Origin of the sequence: Thermoactinomyces sp. CICC 23799 (assembly GCF_016055145.1) — a bacterium.
GTDB lineage: Bacteria > Bacillota > Bacilli > Thermoactinomycetales > Thermoactinomycetaceae > Thermoactinomyces > Thermoactinomyces intermedius.
In genome coordinates this window covers 92,370-115,895 of the sequence record NZ_JAECVV010000005.1, presented here as the reverse complement: position 1 = coordinate 115,895, position 23,526 = coordinate 92,370, and the positions used below count along the sequence as shown (strand labels likewise).

Annotated in this window: 23 protein-coding genes; 6 read left to right on the top strand and 17 right to left on the bottom strand. The window is 48.0% G+C overall.

Translation table 11 applies throughout. From position 1 onward, the window contains the following. Window positions 1-48: 48 nt before the first annotated feature. From I8U21_RS08245 to I8U21_RS08230, 4 genes are all read right to left on the bottom strand, one after another. Window positions 49-402, bottom strand: coding sequence for an SCP2 sterol-binding domain-containing protein (locus I8U21_RS08245; RefSeq protein ID WP_232337580.1), 354 nt, complete (start codon window positions 400-402; stop codon window positions 49-51). Between the two features lie 29 nt (window positions 403-431). Continuing rightward, a complete protein-coding gene (locus tag I8U21_RS08240) occupies window positions 432-1,604 on the bottom strand; it encodes an acyl-CoA dehydrogenase family protein (protein ID WP_198053673.1) in 1,173 nt (390 codons plus the stop codon). 58 nt (window positions 1,605-1,662) lie between these two features. Continuing rightward, window positions 1,663-2,298: a TetR/AcrR family transcriptional regulator gene (locus I8U21_RS08235; protein WP_170151222.1), complete on the bottom strand. Its 636-nt coding sequence runs from the start codon at window positions 2,296-2,298 to the stop codon at window positions 1,663-1,665. An 815-nt stretch (window positions 2,299-3,113) separates the two neighbouring features. After that, window positions 3,114-4,364: an NCS2 family permease gene (locus I8U21_RS08230; protein ID WP_049720081.1), complete on the bottom strand. Its 1,251-nt coding sequence runs from the start codon at window positions 4,362-4,364 to the stop codon at window positions 3,114-3,116. Between the two features lie 249 nt (window positions 4,365-4,613). Here I8U21_RS08230 and I8U21_RS08225 point away from each other — a divergent pair, with 249 nt between their 5' ends. Beyond that, the gene (locus I8U21_RS08225; protein ID WP_236533604.1) at window positions 4,614-5,690 is read left to right on the top strand and encodes a tyrosine-type recombinase/integrase; all 1,077 of its coding nucleotides are present in this window, start codon (window positions 4,614-4,616) and stop codon (window positions 5,688-5,690) included. Window positions 5,691-5,807: 117 nt separating this feature from the next. Beyond that, entirely contained in the window at window positions 5,808-6,428 is a 621-nt protein-coding gene (gene lexA, locus I8U21_RS08220; protein WP_181732115.1) for a transcriptional repressor LexA, read from the top strand. A 94-nt stretch (window positions 6,429-6,522) separates the two neighbouring features. On the opposite strand, the gene I8U21_RS08215 is transcribed toward lexA, so the two are convergent. From I8U21_RS08215 to I8U21_RS08190, 6 genes are all read right to left on the bottom strand, one after another. After that, window positions 6,523-7,716 carry a pyridoxal phosphate-dependent aminotransferase gene (locus tag I8U21_RS08215; protein WP_181732114.1) on the bottom strand — a complete coding sequence of 398 codons (1,194 nt, stop codon included), beginning with the start codon at window positions 7,714-7,716 and terminating at the stop codon, window positions 6,523-6,525. A gap of 74 nt (window positions 7,717-7,790) precedes the next feature. Continuing rightward, a complete protein-coding gene (locus I8U21_RS08210; RefSeq protein WP_181732113.1) occupies window positions 7,791-8,987 on the bottom strand; it encodes an acetate/propionate family kinase in 1,197 nt (398 codons plus the stop codon). Next, a complete protein-coding gene (locus tag I8U21_RS08205; RefSeq protein ID WP_309544774.1) occupies window positions 8,984-9,874 on the bottom strand; it encodes a 3-hydroxyacyl-CoA dehydrogenase family protein in 891 nt (296 codons plus the stop codon). The genes I8U21_RS08210 and I8U21_RS08205 overlap by 4 nt, the downstream gene beginning before the upstream one ends. Before the next feature lie 21 nt (window positions 9,875-9,895). Further along, window positions 9,896-11,416, bottom strand: a complete 1,521-nt coding sequence (locus I8U21_RS08200) for an AAA family ATPase (protein ID WP_370527055.1) — start codon at window positions 11,414-11,416, stop codon at window positions 9,896-9,898. After that, window positions 11,409-11,942, bottom strand: a complete 534-nt coding sequence (locus I8U21_RS08195) for a hypothetical protein (protein WP_062842992.1) — start codon at window positions 11,940-11,942, stop codon at window positions 11,409-11,411. Before I8U21_RS08195 ends, I8U21_RS08200 begins: the two co-directional genes overlap by 8 nt. A gap of 120 nt (window positions 11,943-12,062) precedes the next feature. After that, window positions 12,063-12,701, bottom strand: a complete 639-nt coding sequence (locus I8U21_RS08190; RefSeq protein ID WP_198052542.1) for a hypothetical protein — start codon at window positions 12,699-12,701, stop codon at window positions 12,063-12,065. 198 nt (window positions 12,702-12,899) lie between these two features. Here I8U21_RS08190 and I8U21_RS08185 point away from each other — a divergent pair, with 198 nt between their 5' ends. Beyond that, window positions 12,900-13,097, top strand: a complete 198-nt coding sequence (locus I8U21_RS08185) for a hypothetical protein (RefSeq protein WP_037995397.1) — start codon at window positions 12,900-12,902, stop codon at window positions 13,095-13,097. A gap of 92 nt (window positions 13,098-13,189) precedes the next feature. On the opposite strand, the gene I8U21_RS08180 is transcribed toward I8U21_RS08185, so the two are convergent. Together I8U21_RS08180 and ligD are read right to left on the bottom strand one after the other, a co-directional pair. Beyond that, window positions 13,190-14,488, bottom strand: a complete 1,299-nt coding sequence (locus I8U21_RS08180; RefSeq protein WP_232333964.1) for an amidohydrolase — start codon at window positions 14,486-14,488, stop codon at window positions 13,190-13,192. A 68-nt stretch (window positions 14,489-14,556) separates the two neighbouring features. Beyond that, window positions 14,557-15,459, bottom strand: a complete 903-nt coding sequence (ligD, locus tag I8U21_RS08175; RefSeq protein WP_062842988.1) for a non-homologous end-joining DNA ligase — start codon at window positions 15,457-15,459, stop codon at window positions 14,557-14,559. 337 nt (window positions 15,460-15,796) lie between these two features. Here ligD and I8U21_RS08170 point away from each other — a divergent pair, with 337 nt between their 5' ends. Together I8U21_RS08170 and I8U21_RS08165 are read left to right on the top strand one after the other, a co-directional pair. Then, window positions 15,797-16,012 (top strand): hypothetical protein, encoded by a 216-nt coding sequence (locus tag I8U21_RS08170; protein ID WP_062842987.1) that lies wholly within the window; start codon window positions 15,797-15,799, stop codon window positions 16,010-16,012. A 77-nt stretch (window positions 16,013-16,089) separates the two neighbouring features. Further along, window positions 16,090-17,031, top strand: a complete 942-nt coding sequence (locus I8U21_RS08165) for an ATP-dependent DNA ligase (protein ID WP_049720069.1) — start codon at window positions 16,090-16,092, stop codon at window positions 17,029-17,031. Between the two features lie 55 nt (window positions 17,032-17,086). Here I8U21_RS08165 and nagB read toward each other — a convergent pair whose 3' ends face one another. Both nagB and nagA read right to left on the bottom strand, forming a co-directional pair. Beyond that, window positions 17,087-17,824: a glucosamine-6-phosphate deaminase gene (nagB, locus tag I8U21_RS08160; RefSeq protein ID WP_049720139.1), complete on the bottom strand. Its 738-nt coding sequence runs from the start codon at window positions 17,822-17,824 to the stop codon at window positions 17,087-17,089. Between the two features lie 3 nt (window positions 17,825-17,827). Then, window positions 17,828-19,015 (bottom strand): N-acetylglucosamine-6-phosphate deacetylase, encoded by a 1,188-nt coding sequence (gene nagA / locus I8U21_RS08155; protein WP_049720068.1) that lies wholly within the window; start codon window positions 19,013-19,015, stop codon window positions 17,828-17,830. 282 nt (window positions 19,016-19,297) lie between these two features. Here nagA and I8U21_RS08150 point away from each other — a divergent pair, with 282 nt between their 5' ends. After that, window positions 19,298-20,482 carry a CynX/NimT family MFS transporter gene (locus I8U21_RS08150; RefSeq protein ID WP_049720067.1) on the top strand — a complete coding sequence of 395 codons (1,185 nt, stop codon included), beginning with the start codon at window positions 19,298-19,300 and terminating at the stop codon, window positions 20,480-20,482. Between the two features lie 55 nt (window positions 20,483-20,537). Here I8U21_RS08150 and I8U21_RS08145 read toward each other — a convergent pair whose 3' ends face one another. The 3 genes from I8U21_RS08145 to I8U21_RS08135 all read right to left on the bottom strand — a co-directional run bounded on the left by I8U21_RS08145 (window position 20,538) and on the right by I8U21_RS08135 (window position 23,518). Further along, entirely contained in the window at window positions 20,538-21,866 is a 1,329-nt protein-coding gene (locus tag I8U21_RS08145) for an APC family permease (protein ID WP_198053671.1), read from the bottom strand. Window positions 21,867-22,017: 151 nt separating this feature from the next. Next, window positions 22,018-22,452 (bottom strand): pyrophosphohydrolase domain-containing protein, encoded by a 435-nt coding sequence (locus tag I8U21_RS08140; RefSeq protein ID WP_198053670.1) that lies wholly within the window; start codon window positions 22,450-22,452, stop codon window positions 22,018-22,020. Window positions 22,453-22,474: 22 nt separating this feature from the next. After that, window positions 22,475-23,518, bottom strand: a complete 1,044-nt coding sequence (locus I8U21_RS08135; protein ID WP_255516949.1) for a ribonucleotide-diphosphate reductase subunit beta — start codon at window positions 23,516-23,518, stop codon at window positions 22,475-22,477. Window positions 23,519-23,526 lie beyond the last annotated feature (8 nt).

Below are 23,526 nucleotides of genomic sequence, written 5' to 3'. Positions count from 1 at the left end.
AGTGATATGACGCCTGAGGCAGTTCCCGGTCCGGACCGGGAACTGAAATCATACATATTTACTTACGTCGTATTGACGGAGCAAGTTTTCCATCTTCATCGCAGCACCGATATTTCCTTTGATTTTCAATTTCCCGGACATGAACGCTGCGGTTCCGCTCAGATTTCCCAAAAGCAATTCTTTAAAATCCTCGATTTTCATTTGCAACACACAGTCCGCTTCTGCCGGTGAACCTTTCTCCACTTTGGCTTGTCCATTGGACAATTGCAGCTGATAGGTGACTTCTTCTTCTCCTGTGAGGTCATATTGATAAACGGCATTCATGCCTTCAATCGGCTTGGAATCCTCATTCAACGCCTGCTCGATTTTTTCGAAAATTTCATGGATGCTCAAGTCTTTCATCTTCATATCTCCCTTCATATGGATAAAATTTAGAAACTGTTGGTGATCACTTTATATTGAATTTGTGTGGTTCCTTCGTAAATGGACAGGATTTTCGCATCCCTCATCCACTTTTCAACCGGGTAATCCCGCATATATCCGTATCCGCCCAAAATTTGCACCGCATTGGTCGTGACTTCCATGGCCGTTTCGGCCGCGAATGCTTTGGCCATACTGGCTTCGGTCGTACAGGGTTCCCCCCGGTCTGCCAGATCGGCCGCGCGATAGGTCAGCAGGCGGGCCGCTTCGATTTTGGTTTTCATTTGCGCAAGCATGAAGGAAATCGCTTGGTTTTTGATGATGGGACGCCCGAATTGCACCCGGTTTTTTGCATACTCCAATGCATATTCATATGCAGCCCGGGCAACACCGACAGCCCCGGCAGCCACTACCGGTCTTGATTTTTCCAACATCTGCATGGCCCCGAAGAATGCCATGTGCTCTTCTCCCAGCAGGTTTTCCTCCGGAACGCGGACATCCTCAAAAATCACATCTCCGGTATGAGAAGCCCGAATTCCCATTTTTCGCTCTTTTTTCCCTCCGGAAAGCCCCGGCGTTCCTTTAGGGACAATAAAAGCCGACACCCCGTGATAACCCGCATCCGGAATGGTCCGTGCAAAAACGACGTACAAATCGGCAATGCCGCCATTGGTGATGAAACATTTCCGTCCGTTGATCACCCATTCGTTGCCGTCTTTTTCGGCGCGGGTTTTAATCGCTTTGACATCGGAACCAGCGCCCGGCTCAGTCAGTGCCATGGCTCCCATCCGCGGGGTTTCCGGATCACACAAGAACGGGATCCATTTCTTTTTTTGTTCTTCCGTTCCCATATAATAAAGAGGCAATCCGGCCAACCCCGCCACCATCAGCGAAGTGGCAATTCCCGCACATCCCCAATACAACTCCTCGGCAATCAGGCAAGCAGCCATCACGCTGGTCAGCCCGCCCCCTCCGTATTCCGCCGGAGCCGCATAGCTGGTTAAGCCGGCTTTCGCAGCTTTATCCAAAACTTGCATGGGGAACTCTTCTTTTTCGTCATACTCGGCCGCGATCGGGCGGATCTCTTTTTCTGCAAATCCATGCGCCCACTTTTTGAGCTCCAATTGTTCATCAGAAAGTTGGAAACAAAGTCCAGGATTTGCTTCCTTATTGGTTCCTGACATGATGGCATCCCTCCGTTTGATACCGATACGTACTGGTACTTCCTGTCCAAAGACAGGCCTATTGGCGAACCACGTTTCCAGCTGATTTCCCAAACGAAAAGTTGACATACGAACTGACCATGATCCGGTTTAACAACCGTGCCAAGTGGTCCGTGTCGATTTTTTCATCAGACTGGAAAAGATTTTGCATCACGACTTCATTGATCGCTCCAACCATTGCTTGCGAAATGAACCGGGCATCCTGGTTTTGTTTGGCTGGCGGGAGAATCTCTTGCACGATCCGGTCAATCAAGCCGGCAAATCTCAGGTGCGCTGTCCGGCGCATTCGTTCGACTGCCTTACTCACCCCGACAGACTCCACCAACAATAATTTCGCAACGGTTGAACGATTCACACAAATCTCGATGTAACGGCGTATGCCGGCATACCCCTTGTACGCAATTTGCTCTTCCCGGCGAACCGCTTCCTCCACTTCCTTCAGAACTTCGTTGGCCAACAGTTCAAACAAACAGACAAGCAATTCTTCTTTGCTGCGGAAAAAGCGGTAAAAAGTCGTTTTGGACACCCTTGCCTGTTCCACCACTTCAAGGATCGAGGTCTCTTTAAAGCCTTTGGTGGTAAACAGTTGAAGAGCTGCATACAGTAACTTGTCTTTTGCTTCTGTTGGCATTTTGGTTACATGAAGCATTTCCATCATCCATTCTCCAATGAGTACCAGTACGTATTAGTATTATACTACAAAACCAATCCATTTATCAATTAATTTATTATTTTTTGAATAATATATTTTTATTTCTTTCCGTCTGTGATTTCCTCATTTCTCGACGGATTTGTTTTTAAATCGGAAGTGGTTCGGTTGATTATTGATGTTTTGGGGCTACCCGGGGGATTTCGGCTGGGCAGTTTAGTTTTGTGTTTATTTTAGGGTTAATGGGTTGGATTCTAAACATATCCTTTGTATGGGGTTGTTTCTTTTTTGAAGAATTTTTTATTTGTGTTGCAAACTAGTTTTTACTGATGTTCCATTGATGTTTCGTGCAAACGAAAACTTTTTGGATGAAATGCCTGCATTCACCTGCATTCAACGGGATTAACGGGGATTGGTTCCATTCCGTTGGAACTTGAATTTAATTTTGAATAGTGGAAATAAACAAAAAATAATTTCTCCTTACGAATGATCCATTATCGGGATGAAAAGGAGAAAAACTATGATTGCCAAAAAAAATATCGGTCATTCTCGTCTTCTCCCTCGGCTTTTTGTTGACATTTTTTCTCGTGTTTTCCCTCCCCGTCCCCATCATGAATCCACCGCCGGCAAAAACAAATGCCACCTTGGATTACATTCGTTTGAATCCGCCCCGCCCGGAATCTTTCCGGACAGGGCAACCTGAAACGGCACACAAGTGCCCCGTCCGGCTGTCCCGGCTCATTTTTTGTTTCCTCAAGAAATCTCCTCACCCGTGATGAAATGTCATCACACAAAAAAAGAGGCCGGATCCGGCCTCTTTTTTAATGCATCATCCATGCGGATGCAACAAAATAGATTAAAAACAGTCCCGCTGTCATATAAATCAAGCGCGAAACCTGTTTCCATTTTCCGCTTGCGGCTTTGATCAACGGGTATGCGATGAATCCCAACGCCAACCCGTCCGCGATACTGCCCGTAAGCGGGATTCCGGCGATGATCAAAAAAGCGGGAAACCCTTCTGAAAAATCATGGAAGGGAATCTCTTCCACGCTTTTCATCATCAGCGCGCCAATCACCATCAATACAGGAGCAACTGCATTTTCCGGAATCATGCTGATGACTGGCAGCATCAAAACGGAAAGGGCAAACAACCCGGCTGCAACCAGAGCCGGAACGCCCGTTCTTCCCCCTTCCGCGATTCCGGCTGAGCTTTCAGCCGATGCCACCGTCGGGCTCGTTCCAAAGATACCGGATGTGAGCGTGGATACCGCCACCACCTGATAAGCCCGCGGAAATTTTTTTGCATCCGGCAGCATACCGCTTAATAAGCCCATGTTTTCAAAAACCACAATCATGGTCATCGAAAAAACGGAAAGCCAAAACGGGATCTGCCAAAAGCTGAACTCTGCCGCAGCAAACAGATGGACATAATCTTGCAGCTTCACATCAGTTGCCCGGGGACGAAAATCACCGGTCAGGATCATCGTCAGCAAGCTGGTGATGATCAGCCCGATCAACATGCCTCCTCTGGTTCCCCGGACAAACAAAAACAGCGTGACAACAAGTCCCAGAATCGTGGCGAGGGTTACCGGATGAGAAAAATCCCCCAGTTGAACCACGTTGATTTCACTCGGTCGGATGATCATCCCTTTTTGCAAACCGATAAAGGTCAGCAAGAAACCAATCCCTGCTGTGATTCCGTGCTTCAACGAATCCGGGACCCCGGTGACAAGCTTATCGCCCCAGGATGTCACACTGGCGACGAAAAAGCAAAACCCGGAGAGAATCACCACAGCCAACCCTTGCTTCCACGAAAGGCCAAAAGATTGCACAATGGTGTAACTGAAAAATGCATTGACTCCCATTCCGGGAACCAGGATAACCGGAGCTTTGGCAAACCATCCCATGATCAAACAACCGAAGACGGAAGCGCAAATGGTGGCCATCAATCCTGCTCCCAACGGAATTCCGGCATCTTTCAAAATCAGTGGATTAACAAGCAGAATATAGGCTGTCGTGAAAAAGGAAGTCACTCCTGCAATGATCTCAACTTTCAATGTTGATCGATCCATCTTGCCTTTCTATTCCTTTGAGATGTTCCCTCACCCACCCGCCACGCAACGAGTTGCGTGACACAAAAAGATCGATGTCGTTTATCATATAAAATGGAATTGTGGTCATTAAAAAAACGGGTGTTTTCCCACACCCGGATAGATATTATAGATGATCCTGACCTCATAAGTCAAATCACCTTCCATTCTTTATGGTAGAATAATGACATTGACTTTCCGGAAACAGGAGGTGGATTCGGCTTGAAACCTGTGTTTAAATCACGCAAACTGCCAGAAAACATCAATCGGATCATTTCTCAGTTTCCTGCAGAAGTGCAAGAATTTTTTCTCGAGATGATCAGCGCCGAACGTTCAAAACAAACCATTGCGAATTATGCCTATGATTTTGCACTCTTTTTTGATTATCTTAATTCCATCAACAAAACGATCGAGCAAGTGGATCCGATGATCATCAAACGTTTTTTCCGGCAGATAGAAAACGGCTATGAACGAACCGTACATATCTTAAGAAAGAAAAAAGACCCGAAAACCGGGAAAATCAAGGAGGAGTGGATCACCCGGACACACTTCCGGGAAAACTCCCAGAGCGGCAAACAAAGAAAGCGCGCTTCGTTGCGCTCTCTCTTTCGTTTTCTGGTCAAAACGCACGTGCTGAACCAAAATCCGATGGCAGAATACGAAGATGCTTCACTGAGAAGCCGTTCGCGCCAAAAAGTGCCCGTCTTTCTGACCAAAGAAGAGGCCCTGCGCCTTCTTCGCGCCGTCAAAACGTACCATCAAAAGAAAAACACCAAAAGCCCGGAATGGATGGAAAGACGCGATCTGGCCATTCTTCTCCTGTTTTTGAACACCGGAATGCGGGTGTCCGAGCTGATTCAATTAAACCTGAACAGTATCCAGTCCGACGGCGAAGTCATGCGGGTGATCATCCTGGGCAAAGGCGGAAAAGAACGGATGCTCAAATTGAATGAGACGGCCAAACAAGCGTTGAAAAATTATTTGACCGTCCGCCCTGAAAACAAAGCATCACGGGAACATCAGCAAGCCTTGTTTCTCAATAAAAACTATCAGCGCATCAGCCGGAAAGGCATCTCGGATATTATCAGCAAATACGTGCGCGAAGCCAACCTTCCACCGAAGGCAGCTTCCATTTCCCCGCATAAATTGCGCCATACCCTGGCCACTCTTCTTTTGTCCAACGGGGAAAACCTGCGGGTGGTGCAAGAAATCCTGGGGCATTCCAATATTCAAACCACCCAGATTTACACCCACGTCATCAATACGGAAAAGGATGAAGCACTCGACCGGCTGGATCAAATGTTATAAACTGTGTTTTAAGAACAAACATTCTGCAAATGTTTGTTCTTTTTCCATTGTTCATGTATACTAGTAGAAGATATGTCAATGTGGAGCGGGTGAATGTGATCAAAGGGGGATGAAAACGTGGACAAACTCTCACCCAGGCAAAAAGCCATTTTAGACTATATCCAAAAAGAAGTGGCCGAAAAAGGATACCCGCCTTCCGTTCGGGAAATCGGCGAAGCCGTGGGTCTTGCCTCCAGTTCCACCGTGCATGGACACCTGGCTCGTCTTGAAAAAAAGGGATATATCCGGCGTGACCCGACCAAACCCCGTGCCATCGAGCTTTTACATCGTCCTGAAATCTACACCAAAGGCGTGGAAACCGTCATGGTCCCGCTGGTCGGTAAAGTGACGGCGGGCGAGCCGATTACAGCCATTGAAAACATTGAAGATTATTATCCGCTTCCAAGACGGCTCGTCGGACAAGATGATCCCGTGTTTCTCTTATCCGTGCGCGGGGACAGCATGATCAATGCCGGAATTTTGGACGGGGATTATGTGGTCGTGCGTCAGCAACCGACCGCCGAAAACGGCGACATCGTCGTGGCCATGACCCCTGAAGGGGAAGCAACGGTCAAACGTTTTTTTAAGGAAAAAGATCATATTCGTTTGCAACCTGAAAATGACACCCTTTCGCCGATCTTATTGCCCAGTGTGAAAATTCTCGGCAAAGTGATCAGCTTGATTCGTGAAGTTTTGTAATTTATACGATGCCGGCAAGGATTTAGATTGTTGTCACCCAAACGATTCCGATGGATGGCAAAAAGGCTGTTGACCATGGTCAACAGCCTTTTTTTCATGCTTGGGATTGGGTAACGAACCGTTCGATCCGGTCCAAAGCCTTTTCCAATTGTTCCAAAGAGGTGGCGTAAGAGATACGGATATGATCCTTGGAACCGAAACCGGAACCCGGAACCACGGCAACCCGTTCGATTTCCAACAAATCCGCCGCCCACTCATCCGGGTTTTTGTAACGTCCGCCGGAGTTTTCGAGCGCCTGCCGGATATTGACAAACGCATAAAACGCACCCGCCGGCTTCAGACAAACAAAGCCCGGAATTTTATTCAAGCGTTCCACCACGTAATCGCGGCGTTCTTTAAAAGCTTTTTTCATTTCTTGAATGGGTTCCTGTGTCCCCGACAAAGCTTCCAAAGCGGCATATTGCGCAATGGAAGTGGGATTGGATGTGCTGTGGTCGGAAATTCCGTTCATGGCTTTGATGAGCGGTTCCGGCCCCGCAGCAAATCCGATCCGCCATCCGGTCATGGAATAAGATTTGGAAACCCCGTTGATGATGACCGTATGATCATAATAATCCGGGCCCAGACCGGCCATGCTGACATGTTTTTTGTCCGGATCATAGATCAGATGTTCATAAATTTCATCCGAAATGATGAGGATGTCCCGGTCAATGCAGACTTTTCCAATTGCACGCAACTCATCCTCCGTATAAACCATGCCGGTCGGGTTGGACGGGCTGTTTAGAATCAACGCTTTCGTCCGCGGAGTAATGGCTTCTTGCAATTGTTGAGGTGTGATCTTAAACCCCTGCTCTTCTGTTCCCTCGATCACCACCGGCTTTCCTTGGGCCAGTTTCACCTGTTCGATATAACTGACCCAGTAGGGGGCCGGGATAATGACTTCGTCCCCTTCATCCAGTAAAGCTTGGAACAGATTGTAAAGCGCGTGCTTCGCCCCGACGGTCACAATAATTTGGCCGGGTTTGTAAGTCAACCCGTTATCCTTTTTCAACTTGTTTGCAATGGCTTCTTTCAGCTCAGGGATCCCGCCTGTTGCCGTATATTTGGTAAACCCGTTGTCCATTGCAGCTTTGGCTGCTTCAATGATGTGTTCCGGTGTATTAAAATCCGGTTCACCGGCTCCCAGGCCAATCACATCATGCCCTTGTTGTTTCAAGGCTTTTGCTTTGGCAGTAATCGCAAGTGTCGGCGACGGCGCCAACTGTTGCACACGTTTTGAAAGTTTCAAGATCGGGCCCCTCCCCTGTTCTGCAGTCTGGCAATCTATCCTTTCACCATTATCCATCTTATCATGAACATCCCTTATTGAACCAGTGCTTGTGTTTCTCTTGCGATCATCAATTCTTCATTGGTCGGGATGACCAGGACATCCACTTTGGACCGCTGCGTACTGATCCGGCGCTCTTTTTTGCTGCGTTCGGCATTTAATGCCGGATCCAGTTCCACACCGAAGAAGGTAAGCCCTTCACATACTCTTTCCCGGATCAATGCTGCATTTTCGCCGACCCCGGCGGTAAAGAGAATGACATCCACGCCGTTCATGGCGGCAATATAAGCCCCGATGGTCTTTTTGATTTTATAGACATACATATCAATGGCCAGACGCGCATAATCATTCCCGTTTTCCATGGCTTCGGTCACTTCGCGCATATCTCCGGAAATTCCGGAAATCCCCAGCAATCCGCTGTGCTTGTTCATCATGGAATTGACTTCGGCAAGGGTCAGATCTTCTTTTGTAATGACAAAAGGAACGATTGCCGGATCGATATCCCCGCTGCGTGTTCCCATCATCAAACCTTCCAGTGGAGTCATCCCCATGCTTGTATCCACCGATTTTCCGTTTTGAACAGCGGTAATGCTGGCTCCGTTCCCGATATGACAAGAGACAATTTTCAGTTCATCCAGCGGACGTCCGAGGAATTTGGAAGCCTGTTCCGAAACATACTTGTGCGAAGTCCCGTGGAAACCATAACGGCGAATTTTATATTTCCGATACAAGACATAAGGAAGCGGGTACATGTAGGCATAATCGGGCATGGTTTGATGAAAAGCCGTGTCAAAAACGGCAACATGGACGGCATGCGGAAGTTGGGCCTGGGCCGCGTCAATGCCGAGCAGGTTCGGCGGATTGTGCAAAGGAGCCAAATCGATGGTTTCCCGGATGGCCCGGCGCACATTGCTGTCGATCACCACCGAACTGGAGAAGTTTTCTCCCCCGTGAACCACGCGGTGCCCGACGGCCGCCACTTCTTCAGCGCTTTTGATCACACCGTCTTCCGGATCCATCAACAAATCTAGCACTTTTTTCATACCAACCCGGTGATCCAGAATCTCGCTGGCAATCACCAGTTCTTCTTTTTCCGGCACCTGATGTTTGATAATCGAACTTTCCGTCCCGATCTTTTCAACCAATCCGGTGGCCAAGACGGACTCGTCCTGCATGTCAAACAGCTGATATTTGATGGACGAACTGCCACAGTTGATGACTAAAATCTTCATTGCTGCTCCTCCTTGTCGATACGTTCACCGTCTTCATCATACCGGAAAAATCCTTCCCCGGTTTTCACTCCCAAATGCCCGGCACGGACCATTTTTTTCAACAGTGGTGCGGGACGATATTTAATATCGCCAAATTCACGGTAAAGGCGTTCCAAAGCCGCCAAAATCGAATCCAAACCGAAGTGGTCCGCCATTTCCAACGGACCCTTGTCGAAGTGATATCCGCTTTTCATGGCCCGGTCAATGTCTTTCTCGCTGGCGACTCCTTCCATCAAGGTGTAAATCGCCTCATTGATCAAAAGAACAATCAGACGGGTCGTGACAAAACCGGGAGATTCGTATACTTCAACCCCTTTGATTTCCAGTTTCGGCAGCAACTCCATCACGGTTTCCACGGTTTGTTGCGAGGTTTTCAAGCCGCGCACCATCTCTACAAGCGGTGTCCGGGGAACCGGATGCACAAAATGAAGACCAATCACATTCTGAGGGCGATTGGTCGCAGCCGCAATCTCCGTCAAGCTGAGGGTCGATGTGTTACTGGCTAAAACGACTTCAGGACGGCACAGTTTATCACATTGTTCAAAAACTTGAATTTTTGTCTTCATGTCTTCGTAAACCGATTCAATCACAAAATCCGCTTCTTTTAACACATTCATGTCACTGGTGACATGCAGTCGGGAAAGGGTCATTTTCTTTTCAGCAAGCGTAATGCCCCATTTCGACAATTTCTTGTCCAGGCTCATCTCGATATAGTCATACGCTTCTTTGGCCAATTCATCGTTTTGTTCAATAATGGTGGTGTCAAAACCTTTGGACGCAATCAATTCGGCAATGCCGCGTCCCATGGTTCCGCCACCGATGACTGCGATGTTTTGTATGCTTGCCACAATAAGTACTCCTTTCATCTTTTACCTAACTTGATCTATTTTAACAGTTCTTGCAGCATATTTCTTTAACATTTTCCGAAAATCGTCACCAGATAACACTTCACCAGATAACACTTCTTCTAATAAAATGCGCAATGCATCCTGAAACATGAAAGAAAATTGCACAATGTCGTTCAAAGTTTCCTGATACAGTTGATCCAATATTTTCTTGGCTTCCGTGTACATTGCCTGCTTGTCCGTCCACTCGGGGTGAATGATCCCGAGATCCGACAGACCGGCTTCAATCAATTGCCGGGCATAACGGTAAGCTTGCTCATAATCATTCTTGGCCCCGGTGCTCTTTTGGCCGTAAACATGTTCCTCCGCAGCCGCTCCGGCCAGACAGACACGAATGCTTTCTTCCAGATCCTCCCGGGTATACAAAAGCCGGTCCTGTCCCGGTTTTTGACGCACATAACCCAGGGCTTGCCCGCGGGGAGTCAAGGTGATCTCCGAAACAGATCCGGGTCTTACCCGTTCCGAAACAATCGCGTGACCCATTTCATGAACCGCCACCCGTTCTTTTTCCTCTTCGCCGGCTTCCCGGTCGGTCTGCTCCCCCATCAGCACTTTGTCAATGGCGGAGGCAAAATGTGCTTGTCCGATTTCGGTTTGCTTGTCGCGCAAAGCGTAAATCGCTGCTTCATTTGTCAGGCTTTCCAATTGTGCACCGGAAAACCCGAAAGTTTCGGATGCGATTTTTTCCAATGACACATCCGGGTGCAACGTTTTGTTTCTGGTGTGCAATTGAAGAATTTTTAACCTTGCGTTTTTATCCGGCAAATCGACTTGGATATGACGGTCAAACCGTCCCGGACGAAGGAGTGCCGGATCCAGGATATCTTTCCGGTTGGTGGCTGCCACAATCAAGAGCTGCACATCCTGATCGGACCGGATCCCGTCCATTTCGGTCAACAATTGATTGAGCGTTTGGTCGTATTCGCGCTGTTGGCCGCCATCCCGTTTCCCGCCGATGACATCAATTTCATCAATAAAGATAATGGCGGATGACTTTTTATTTTTCTTTGCTTTTAAACGGGCGTTTTCAAACAACGAGCGAACGCGTTTCGCCCCGACTCCGACATACATTTCCACAAATTCACTGCCGGAAGCGCTGACGAAAACCGAATCCGTGTAGTGGGCGGCCGCTTTGGCCATCAGCGTTTTCCCCGTTCCGGGAGGACCGGTGAGCAAAATCCCCTTGATCGGACGAATTCCAAATTGAGCGATTTTTTTGCGGTCGATCAAAAATTGGAGGGCTTCCTTCAGCTCATTTTTGGCCCGGTTTTGTCCGCCGATCTCGTCAAAATCAATGGTGGGAATCACAGATGTTGTTTTTTTCTTTTCAAAAACCTTCCCTGTCCTTTGCGCCATGCGGGTGCGCTGAAAATAAACCGTTCCGCCGATCACCGCCAAAACCAAAACCGGCAGCGGATCCACCCCGAGATAAAGAAGAAAAATAACGAGAGCTGCTCCCGCTCCCGCCAAAACCGGCTTAATCAACATTGTCGCCTCCTTTCTGCGCAGATTTGACATGCATCACACGGGTTAAATAATGATCTCCGTCATAAAGCAAAATATAAACCGCATCTTCATTCATTTTGACGCCGTATCCCAAATCGTACTTGTCCGCCCATTTCCCGATGGTTTCAGGAATTTCCGTATATTTTTGCGTTTCCAAGCCTTCCCGGATCCCAAAGATCATTTGATCCCAAGCAACCAGCAACTTCTCATTGGGACGGTCTTTCCATTTCACATGAAGAGAACGATGCTTGTTTTTTTCCTGAATCCGTCGGATTAAATCCGGAGCCTTTCTTGTGAAGACCTTTTGGTCGGGACGGTTCATTTCCAGTTCAATTTCTATGTCAGATGGATAAACATCGATGTTTCTCAGCATCATCCCGGTTTGTTTTTCAATCATGGAAACAACCGGTCTTTTCACCAGCAGCTCTTGGTATCCCCAAAAACCGCCAAACAATAAAACAAGCGTGACCAAGCAACTGATGAAAATGATTTTTTTATTTTTCACACGCCACGCTCCTTTCTAAAACGACATACACAAATACATAAAAAGTATAACATTTTTTATATATGATCGTATTGACAATCCATTCCAATAAAAAAAGACAGCATTCCGGTGATGCTGTCTTTACCCCTCAATCTCATAAGTCAAGGTTTGTTTGACTTGCTTTTTGTCATGCACATGCAAAATCATTCGTTTCAGATCCATTTGCGGTCCGGTGTAAATCAACTCATAATAAATTTCCATCTCTTCATAAACCGGAAACAACACTTGTTCGGCCCCGTCATTGACGCGCTGTTTGAAATTACGGGTTAACTTCGCCGAATCGACGGATACTTTCATCCTTTTTGCGTCCGGATTCTTTTCAATCTCTCCATAAACCTGTCCGATAAACCGCAAATGGTCTTTCAACGAAACCAAACCGGCTTGTTCCGGTGTCATTTCTTCCTTTTTTCCTGAATGATATGCCCAAACCTTTTCTTTTTTTCTTTCCATGACTTTGTGTTCCTGCGTATCCAAAATCACCCAATTTTCCCCATTTTGCATTCCTTTGTATTCTTCTTTTTGTTTGGAATTTTGTATTTGCAAGCAAAACGCGTAATGCTTTTTTTGCTCCGCACGGTGGATCAGGTGCTGAAGTTCTTGCTGAAGCCGGCTTTGCTCCGCACGCTTGATTTCCGCTGGAGAAGGCTTGTTCGCTTCTGTCCCGCAACCGGAACAGAACCACAACAGGGAAAACAACAAAATGCAACAGAACGGTTTCATGCGACACCTCCTTTCAACATACTTACGTCATTTCCTTGTTTTTTATCCCGAAAAGAAAAAATGGTTCAAGAACCGTCGGGTTCTCAAACCATTTCATGCCAAAAGCCGTCCGCCGCGAATTTTGCAGACGGGCAAAATGTGCTAATCATAAACGGTTTATCTCCGGTGATACTAACACCAACAAGGGAGGTGAAGGAAATGACAACCCCTTCCCTTTATCCCGATTGGGTTTACAAAGAGTTACAAAACCGGTTGACCGAAGAGGAATGGAAACAGCTGTCCACCTTTTTACCCGCGGAGACATGGGCTTCCCCTGCTGCTCAAAAACGGGAATGGCAAGAAAGAAATACAGACATTCCCTTGCGCTTCCATTTGGATATTGATATGGAAATTTGATTTGTTCTTAGTATGACTTAGAAACTCCTGCCTATTCCCCTTCGCCAAATCTCTTTTCGCTGCCAATGATGCCAATTATTGGCGGCTTTTTCTTATAAGATCTCCTGAATGGCCCGATTGGCTTCAAATTTGATTTTTTCTTCATCCAAGGTCAGCAATTCCCGGTTCCGCATGACCGGTTTTCCGTCAATGTAGACATCCAAAACATCATTCCGGTTCGCCGAATACACAATATGCGATACCACATCATGCAAAGGCTGCATATGGGGCCCTGACAAATCCAACACCACAAAATCCGCTTTCTTTCCAACTTCCAAGGATCCGGTTTCTTTTTCCAAAAAGGCGCATTCCGCCCCATACAAGGTAGCCATTTTCAACGCCGTCATCGCAGGAACCAGCACCGAATTTTCATGAGCGCCTTTATGGATCATTGCCGCGATATGCATCTCTTCAAACAAATCCAAATTGTTGTTACTGGCCGCCCCGTCCGTGGCCAATCCGGGACGGATGCCTTTTTCAAGCATTTTCGGAATGGGAGCAATACCGCTTCCCAACTTCAAATTGCTTTCCGGGTTGTGAGCGACTTTGACATCATAAGAAGCCAGAATATCAATCTCCTCATCCGTCACATGCACGGCATGCGCCACCAACGCCGGCTGATCAAAAAAGCCCAAACGGCGCAAATGTTCCACCGGCCGGACACCGTAATCCCTCACATTTTGTTCCACTTCTTTCGCGGTTTCCGACATATGGGTATGCAGCGGCAACGAAAGTTCAGCCGCTTTTTCCACAAATTGGCGGATGTAATCCGGTGAACAGGTGTAAGGGGCATGCGGCGCCAGCATGGTGGTGATTCTCCCGTCTGCTTGTCCGTTCCAATCCTTGGCGAATTGCACGGCTTCATTCAGTTTCTGTTTTTGTTCTTCTTCACTGCAAAGTCCGATGGAACCGCGGCACAGCCGGGCGCGCATCCCGGATTCCATCGTGATTTTGGCCACTTCATCCATATGGTCATACATATCCACAAAACATGTGGTCCCGGATTTTATCATTTCCGCGACCGCCAAGGCCGTTCCGGCCGAAACTTGTTTTGCTGTAAACCTGGCTTCCAGCGGCCACATTTTTTCTTCCAGCCACGTTTGTAACGGAAGATCATCGGCATACCCTCTGAGCAACGTCATGGCCGCATGTCCGTGTGTATTGACAAGCCCGGGCATGATCGCGCGTCCCCGGCAATCGATGACTTCATCATAGGAAGCCAGTTCGTCTTCTCCCGGAACCGGACCTATATATGTAATATCGGTGCCATCCACACCCATGGCTCCTTGTTCAATCACTTCTTGTCCTTCCACCAGGGTGATGATCGTGCCGTTAATGAATATCCGTTTCAATCATTTTCCTCCTCACCATTCAAGTAAAAATGCACATCAATATTAAGATAACACGACCGATTTCCTTTTTACAGTTTGCGTTTTTCAATAAACTGAAGAATCGCATCCAATCGTTGTCTTTCACCGGATAAAACCGGTTCAAACAAATCCCCTTTTTCTTTCAAACGGTCAAAAATGTTGAGCAGCGTCCATTCCTTGGGCGAACGAAGTGTTTGGAGTTCCTCCCACTCCAGCGGCGTCGAAACCGTTGCTTCCGGCACGGCCCGCGGCGAATAGGGCGCAATTAACGTTTTGTTGTGCCAATGCTGCAGATAATCAATATAAACCTTGTCTCCCCGCTTTTTGACCAGGCGTTCCACCGTGACCAACCGGGGATGAAGTTCGGTCAAATAATGTGCGATCAATTCCCCGATTTTCCTTGTTTCTTCATAAGAGTAAACCGGTTCGATCGGGACATAAATTTGAAGTCCCGTTGCGCCGGAGGTTTTCACCAATCCGGATAACCCCATTTTCTCCAGTACTTCCTTGATCAACCACGCCACTTCCGCCACTTTTTCAAATCCGGGAGCACTGGGATCCAGGTCAAACACCAACTCGGTGGGAACCGGGCGATCCACCCGGTGAAAAGAAACATGGTATTCCAGACAAGCCAGGTTTGCGAGCCAAATCAATGTCGGGACATTATTGAGCAAAATATATTCAATATCCCCTGCCTTGCTGGTCTCTACCCAATCCGGGCGGTAAAAAGGCGCGTTTTTCTGATAAAACGAATCATGATTCACCCCGTCCGGAAAACGGATCGTTGTCAGCAAACGATCCTTGCAATAAGGCAGGAGATAGGATGCCAGACGGGCGCAATACAAAATAAAATCCCACTTTTTGATCCCTGCTTCAGGAAACCAGATTTTATCCGGATTGGTGATCTTTAATTCCCGTCCGTCAACTTGGACGTATCGCTCTTTTTCAGCCATGTGACCTCCCCGTTCAAATGCCTATTTTTCATTGGACAATGACCCGGGACGTGATAAACGCATAGTTTATAACAAACCCTGAAACCCGAGCAAACAGGAGGAATGAAACGTGTTGGAATCTGCCAATCAGCCGCTTCATGATGATTCTGCAGAATTTGTGGCATCCGGGTTGGAGCAGGAACCCATCCATGCATCTCAATTTTTCCCGGGGCCGTTTTTCGGAGCTCCCTTCATTTACCCGCGTCCCTTTTTTTATTTTGGATTTTTTCCTTTCTTCCGCCCTTTTGGACGGTTCGGCCCGTTTTAACTTCATCACCCGTTAAGGAGGAGATTTCGTATGTATCATCATGATAAGGAATGGATGGATACCGAAGAAAATGAAATTGAAACCAAACAACGGGGTTTTTACCCGCCTTTTTCACCCTTCTGGCCACCTTATTATCCCCCGTTCTATCCGGTCTATCCGCCGATTTTGTTTCCACCGTTTTCCCCGGTTTTCCGGCCTCCTTACTTTCCCCGGGACCGGCGCCGGGACAGAAGACGCGGCTATTGACGAAAGGACACTTCCCTTTTATTGGGAGGTGTCCTTTTTTAAAACCCGCAAAAAATAGGAAAAAAGGAGGCTTTCGCATGGATTTGAAGCCAATCATCCCGTTTGAACCGGTAACAACGGATGACTTCCCGCAAGGAAAACAATGGATCGCGCAAGTGAAATGGGACGGCGTCCGCATCCTGGCATACCGGAACAGAAACGAAATCAAACTTTTTAACCGCAAAAAAAATGAACGGACGTTTCATTATCCCGAGCTTCAGCATTTGGATCAATCCTTAAGAGCCAAATCGGCAATATTGGACGGGGAAGTCATCGCATTAAAAGACGGGAAACCTTCTTTTTATGAAGTGATGAAAAGAGACGGCCTTCGTAATATCGACCGGGTTTTGACCGTGCAAAAACAAGTTCCGGTTACATATATGGTTTTCGACCTGTTATACTTGGACGGCCAATGGATCATCCACCGGCCACTTTCGGAAAGAACCGCGTTGCTTCATGAAATCTGCGAATCTTCCGGTCCTGTTCAGCTCGTCCCCTCTTATGAAGATGGAAAAGCGCTGTTTGAAGCCGTGAAAGAACACGGCTTGGAAGGAATCGTTTTCAAAGACCAAAACAGCACCTATGCCATCGGCGGGAAAGATCACCGCTGGCAGAAGAAAAAAAATATGCAAGATTTGATTGCGGTGGTGGGGGGCGTCGTTGTACGCGATTCCGTGGCCCGTTCCCTTCTGCTCGGATTATATGATGAAAAGGACCGGCTTTGGTATATCGGACACGCAGGAACCGGCAAATTGACTCACGAAGATTGGAAAACGCTGACCCGCATGATTCAACCTGTTGTGCAGGAGAACATGCCTTTTGTCAATCCGCCTTCCCGGATGAAAAACACACTTTGGCTGAAGCCGGCCATCACGGTGAAAGTTGAATACTTGGAATGGAGCCACGGACACACATTGAGACAGCCGAGCATTCAGGCTTTCGTGACCCATCCTCCCCGCCAATGCCGCTTCGACCAATAAAAAACCCCGGCGCAAGCAGAAAACCCGCTAACGCCGGGTCCGCATGCCGGGCAGCTCATCCACGGTCGTCCAGGGACAAAGCCTCTTCATCGGCAATGATGGTGACATTCGGATGTTGTTTCAAAATGGAAGCCGGCAATTCCGGGGACGGCTCGTCCATGGTAAACAGCCGGTGCAAGACCGGGGCTTTCATCTTCCCGTTGGCAAGCAAGACAATCTTTTTGCTTTTCATAATGGTCGAAAGCCCCATTGTGATCGCATGGGTGGGAACCTGATCCTTCGCATCAAAAAAAGGACGGTTGGCTTCCCGGGTCGATTCCGTCAACTTCACCACGTGGGTCTTGGAGGAAAAAGGGGTTCCGGGTTCATTAAATCCGATATGCCCATTTCTGCCGATCCCCAAAATTTGCAAATCGATGCCTCCGTGTTCTTCGATCTCCCGCTCATAACGCACACATTCCTCTTCCGGATTTTTTGCCAAGCCATCCGGAATATGGGTTTGGCCGACAGGAATATCGATATGGCGAAAGAGATGTTCCATCATGTAGAAGAAATAACTGGTTGCATCCTCAGGTCCCAACCCGACATACTCATCCAAATTGAAGGTGGTGACATGCCGGTAGGAAGTACCGTTTTGCCGGTGGTCCGAAACCAGTTTTTCATAAACACCGGTGGGGGTCGCGCCGGTCGCAAGTCCCAGCACGGGAGACTCCGTTTCCTTTACAACCCGGATGATTCGTTCAGCCGCCAGATCACACATTTCTTCATAGTTTTGTACACGGACCAGTTCCATCATTCATTCCTCCTGTGTCTGTTGATACGCAAACTCGCCGCGGCAGATCGTGAGGTAAATTTCCAAGTCGGGATTTAACACCACCAGGTCCGCATCTTTGCCGACCCGGATACTCCCTTTGCGATCATCCATCTTTAATTCTTTGGCCGCGTTGGAAGCGGTCATTTGGATCACTTCTTCCATGGTGCACCCGGTATATTCGATCATATTTTTTGCAGCATCCTTCATTTTTAAAATGCTTCCGGCCAACGTACCGTCTTCCAAGCGGGCATCCCGGTCCGAGACAAAGACCTTTTGTCCTCCCAGATCATAATTGCCCCTCTTCATGCATTTGGCACGCATGGCATCAGTGATCAGCAAAATCCGGTCACTCGTGATTTGCTGGTAAGCCAGCCGCACGCTGCGCGGATCGATATGGATCCCGTCCACAATCATTTCCACATTCAATTCTTTACGTAACATGGCCGCGCCGGCGACACCGGGCTCCCGGTGATGAAATCCGCGCATGCCGTTAAAAAGATGGGTGACGTGGGAGATACCGGCTTCGATTCCTTCCATCACTTGATCATAGGTGGCATCGGAATGGCCGATGGAAGCAATGACCCCCGTCTCCTTCAAATAGGCAGCCAGTTCATACCCGCCCGGTTCTTCCGGGGCCAATGTGACCAATTTAATGGTTCCGCGGGCAGCCTCCTGCCATTTTTTAAACTGCTTTACATCGGGTTCCAAGATAAATTCCAACGGTTGCGCGCCTTTTCGCTTGGCATTGACAAACGGCCCTTCCAGATGAACCCCCACGCATTCTGCTTTGCCCGGGGTTTGATGATGCTTTATATATTCCGCGGCATTTTTCAGCGCCTTTTCAATGTTCTCCGGTGACTGAGTAATCGTTGTCGCCAAAAATGCGGTTGTCCCTTCCCGGGCCAAAGCAACCGCCATTTGATCCAATGCTTCCGGCGTGGCATCCATCACATCAGCCCCGGCGGCACCGTGAATATGGACATCAATCATTCCCGGAACCACGGTTCTTCCTTGGACATCCAGCACGGACCCGCCGGAAGGAGGAACATCATCGTCCATGGTGCCGATCGCCGATATTTTATCCTTTGTCACAGAGATAAAACCGTTTGGTATCAAACCGTTTTCAGCATAAATCTTTGCATTGATCAAGGTCCACGTAACTTCGTTCATATGAATAACTCCTTTGTTCTGCTTGTCATTCTAAAGTTTAACGCTGTGCATCCCATCCGTCCATCGGATGGCAATGTCCGTTCATATCAGATACCCGGCCCGAATAAAGCACGCCGCTTTTTCATTGCCAGTTTGCATTATCTTTGCTAAAATATCTTCCAATCAATAAACCCTTTTATCTTTTCATATTTCCAGTCGACTTGTAAAGAAGATGGCGGTCTCTCATGCCATCTTTTCTTTTATCTTCACCTTGTCAATGTCAACGAAAAAGGAGTCCACAGCATGAATCAGCCATCATCGGTGAAAAAAGCCATTTTAATTGCAGGGATTGTTTTTGTTGCATTTAATTTACGCCCTTCGATCACTTCCGTCGGGCCCGTGATTCATTCGATTCGCGCCGATCTGAACATCTCCAATGGAACGGCCGGATTTCTCACCACTTTGCCGTTGATTGCTTTTGCCCTGCTGTCTCTTGTGGCCCCGCTTTTATCCCGCAAGTGGGGAAATGAGCGAACCATCTTCATCGGGCTTTTCACACTGGTATGCGGCATTCTTATCCGTTCGGCCGGAACGGTGTTCACCGTCTTTTTCGGCACGGTTTGGATCGGAGTCGGAATTGCCATCGGAAACGTGCTGCTTCCCGGGATCGTAAAAGAAAAATTTCCGGATCAAGCCGGCTGGATGACCAGCATTTACACCACTTCAATGAACACCTTTGCCGCCATCGGATCAGCTGTGAGCATTCCGCTGGCGGATGCGTTGAACGGGGGATGGAAATCCTCTCTTTCTTTTTGGGCATGGATGGCCGTTGCTGCTTTGTGTATCTGGATTCCCCAAGTCCGAAGCAGAGATCAAATCCGGCCGGCCAAAGCGGAACCGGTCCGGACAGGCGGCACCTTGATGTGGCGTTCGTCGCTTGCCTGGTATGTGACCATTTTCATGGGACTGCAATCCTTTCTGTTTTACTGCACGATCACCTGGCTTCCCGCCATCATGCAAAGCCGGGGATTCAGTGAAGAAACCGCAGGTTGGATGGTATCGGTCATGCAACTCATCAGCCTTCCGGCCACTTTTGCCACCCCGGTTCTGGCCAACCGGCTTTCCCAGCAAAAAGGAATCGCCTTCGCCATCGGACTGATTCACCTTTCGGGAATCATCGGTTTGTTCACCAGCGAACCGGTTCTTCTGTATATCAGTATTGCCCTGATCGGGATGGCCCAAGGTGCCAGCGTCAGCCTGGCCCTCACGCTGATCACACTGAGGACGGCTGATGCCAAAGAAGCCGCCAATCTTTCCGGCATGTCGCAATCCGTCGGGTATCTCCTTGCCGCCTTTGGTCCGATCCTGCTGGGTTATCTCTTTGATGCAACCCGCTCATGGGTTCCGTCCCTTGTGCTCCTGCTGGCAACAACGGTCTGTTTGATTCTTTCCGGACTGGGGGCCGGCCGCCGGGGTCATGTCGCATGATACGAAAAAAGAAGGTTCGCATCCTGCAGGATGTGAACCTTCTTTTTTTCATGAATCAAACCTGATCCGTCGCTCTCCGTTTTAAGAAATAATAAACCGGCAGTCCGATGACCATAATGAAGATTGCACCCAATCCGCCGACCGGATCATGCCGGAGCATGCTGACAATGATGTAAATCGAACCGACAATGGCAACCAGAGGCACCAACGGGTAAAGCGGAACACTGTAAGGCCGCTCTTTCCCGCTGTTTCTTCTGCGCAAAGTAAACACGGCAAAAAAGGCAAAAATATAAAAGAGATAAATGGAAAATACCGAGATATCCGACAAACGGTTCGGATCGCTGATCAGCATGAAAACCGTGGCGATCGCCGCTTGTGAAATAATGGAAACATAAGGCGTGTGAAATTTCGGATGCACCTTGCCCAACCCTTTGGAAAACGGCAATTGGCCGTTTTTGGCCATCGCATACGGGATCCGCGGAAAAGCCATCATTTTTCCGTTCAGGCAACCAAAAATCGAAATAATGATTCCAATGGTGATCAAAATCCCGCCAAAATCGCCAAACAACGTTGTTGCCGCCGTACTTGCCGCGTTTTCACCCAACTTCACAATATCTTCTGCAGGCAACACATACAAAAGGGCCATATTGACAAGCAAATAAACCACGGTGACCCCCGCCAAACCGATAAAAATCACCTTCGGCAACAATCTGGTCGGATTTTTCATTTCCCCGGCGACGGATCCGACCAAAATCCATCCGTCATACGCAAACAAAGTGGCCAGCACAGCCGCGCCAAAGCTGAATTCTTCCGGCTCAAAAGCCCCCGGGGTGAAGATCGACTGTTCTCCCTTCCATAAACCGAAGATGATAATGAGCACAATCGGAATCAGCTTGGCCGCTGTGGAGATGTTTTGCACCCATCCCCCATACTTCGTTCCGGTGATGTTCACCAACATCAGAAATACCACAAACCCGATGCCGATCCCTTTCAACCATGACTCGTCCAGGCCAAACAGATGAACAATCAATGAACCCAGATACAAACCCAATGCGGCAATGACCGCCGGACCGTACACCACGGTCTGCACCCATCCGCATAAATATCCCCAAAACTTTCCATACGTTTCTTCCAAATAAATATATAACCCGCCCGTTTTAGGAATTTGCGCTCCCACTTCAGCAACGGTCAGTCCGCTGGCCAGTGTGATCAATCCCCCCAAAAGCCAGGCGAGCAAAGCCATCTTTGCATCTCCTGAAGAGGCCAACACTTCGCCTGGTTTCATAAAAACCCCGGAACCGATGACAGTTCCGATTACAATGGATAATGCCGTGATAAATCCGATGTCCCTTTTCAGATGATTGCTGTTGTGTTCTGCGTTCATGGTGTCCTCCTTATAAAGACAAATGTCTTTTAGAGGATTATACATTATCAGGATGGGAATATGTATAAAAATAATAAAGTAACTCAATTTAGAATATATCCATAAAAAAGAAACCGTCTCTTATAAAAGAGACGACATTTCGTTCCGACATTTAATCTTCTTGAACACCTGCAGGTTCACCGGCTGGATCGCCAGTGGTTTCCATTTTTTGCTTCCGGATTTCCTCCCGGATCCGCGGCTGGGGATCTTTCCACCCCGGCGGCTTGATCACTTTTCCGTCCGTTTCCCGGTAACGGGGTTTTCCATCCGGCCACAACTTGCTCATATTGGCTTCATGGACGATTTGAAAAACTGCTTCCGGCTTCACTCCCATTTCCACCAGTGTGCCCAACGCCAGATAAATGGTATCGATCATGGCATCCGCTTGATCTTCTATGGTCGAAGCTTTGGCAAACTCGTTCAATTCTTCCTCCATCCATTTTTTACGCTTGGCGACCCGTTCTTCAGACAGTTTTCCAGGTTGGTTGCCGACCGGAACCGAGTAAGCTTGATGGAATGCTTTGACTTTTCTCCAGGCCTCATTCATGGTCAGAATCCTTTCTTTTTTATTAAAGGTCACTGAAATCCAGGTTTCCGGCTTTTGCATAGTTGGTCACTTTCTGCTCAAAAAAGTCGGTTTTGGTGGCATTGAGATTGGAGAAGCTTTCCACCCATTTCATGGGATGGGACGTGATTTCCGGATACAAAATTTCCAGACCCAGCCGTCCCAACCGCTCATTGGCCAAGAATTTGATGTACCGGTCAATGAGGTCATCGTTCAACCCTTGAATGTGGTTGTTGGTGATATATTGTCCCCAGCGGATTTCATGTTGTACGGCAGTCCGGGTCATTTCCCGCAATTCTTTAATCAATTCCGGCGTAAACAGATCCGGGTTTTCTTTGCGCAACTCTTTGATCATGTTTTGGAACAACACCACATGGGTCAGTTCATCACGCTGAATGTATTTGATAATCGTTGCCGTGGCGGTCATTTTCCCGTTTCGCGCCAAGGCATAGAAGAAGGAGAATCCGCTGTAGAAGTAGAGAGATTCCAGCAAAAAGTTCGCCATGCACGTCCGGACAAAGTTTTTGTCATTCCGGTTATCCACAAACTGCTGATATAAATCGGCAATAAACCGGTTTCGCTCCAAAAGCCGTGGATCATTGCGCCATTCATCATAAATGTTTTCCCGTGTTTCCGGCGAACAAACACTGTCCAAAATATAGCTGTATGACTGGGCGTGAATCTCTTCCTGAAACGCCTGGATATTTAACAATGAGCAAACTTCCGGCGCCGTCACATACTCATTGATGTTCGGCAGGTTCTCCCCTTGAATCGAGTCCAAAAAGTTGAGAAAGGAAATGGTTTTGTCAAAAGCACGCCGTTCTTCCGGACTCAATTCCGCGAACATTTTGGCGTCTCCCGCCAACGGAATTTCCTCGGGAATCCAAAAGTTGTTCAGCATGGTCCGGTACAATTTGTGTGCCCAATCGTATTTAATCCGGTTCCACTCTCTCAGGTTGGTGGTGTTTCCGTTAATCATGCGTTGGGTTCCCCGTTGCCCGTGTTCATTAAATATTTTTTTTCGTTGCAATTTTTCCATTTTCTTCATTTCCCCTT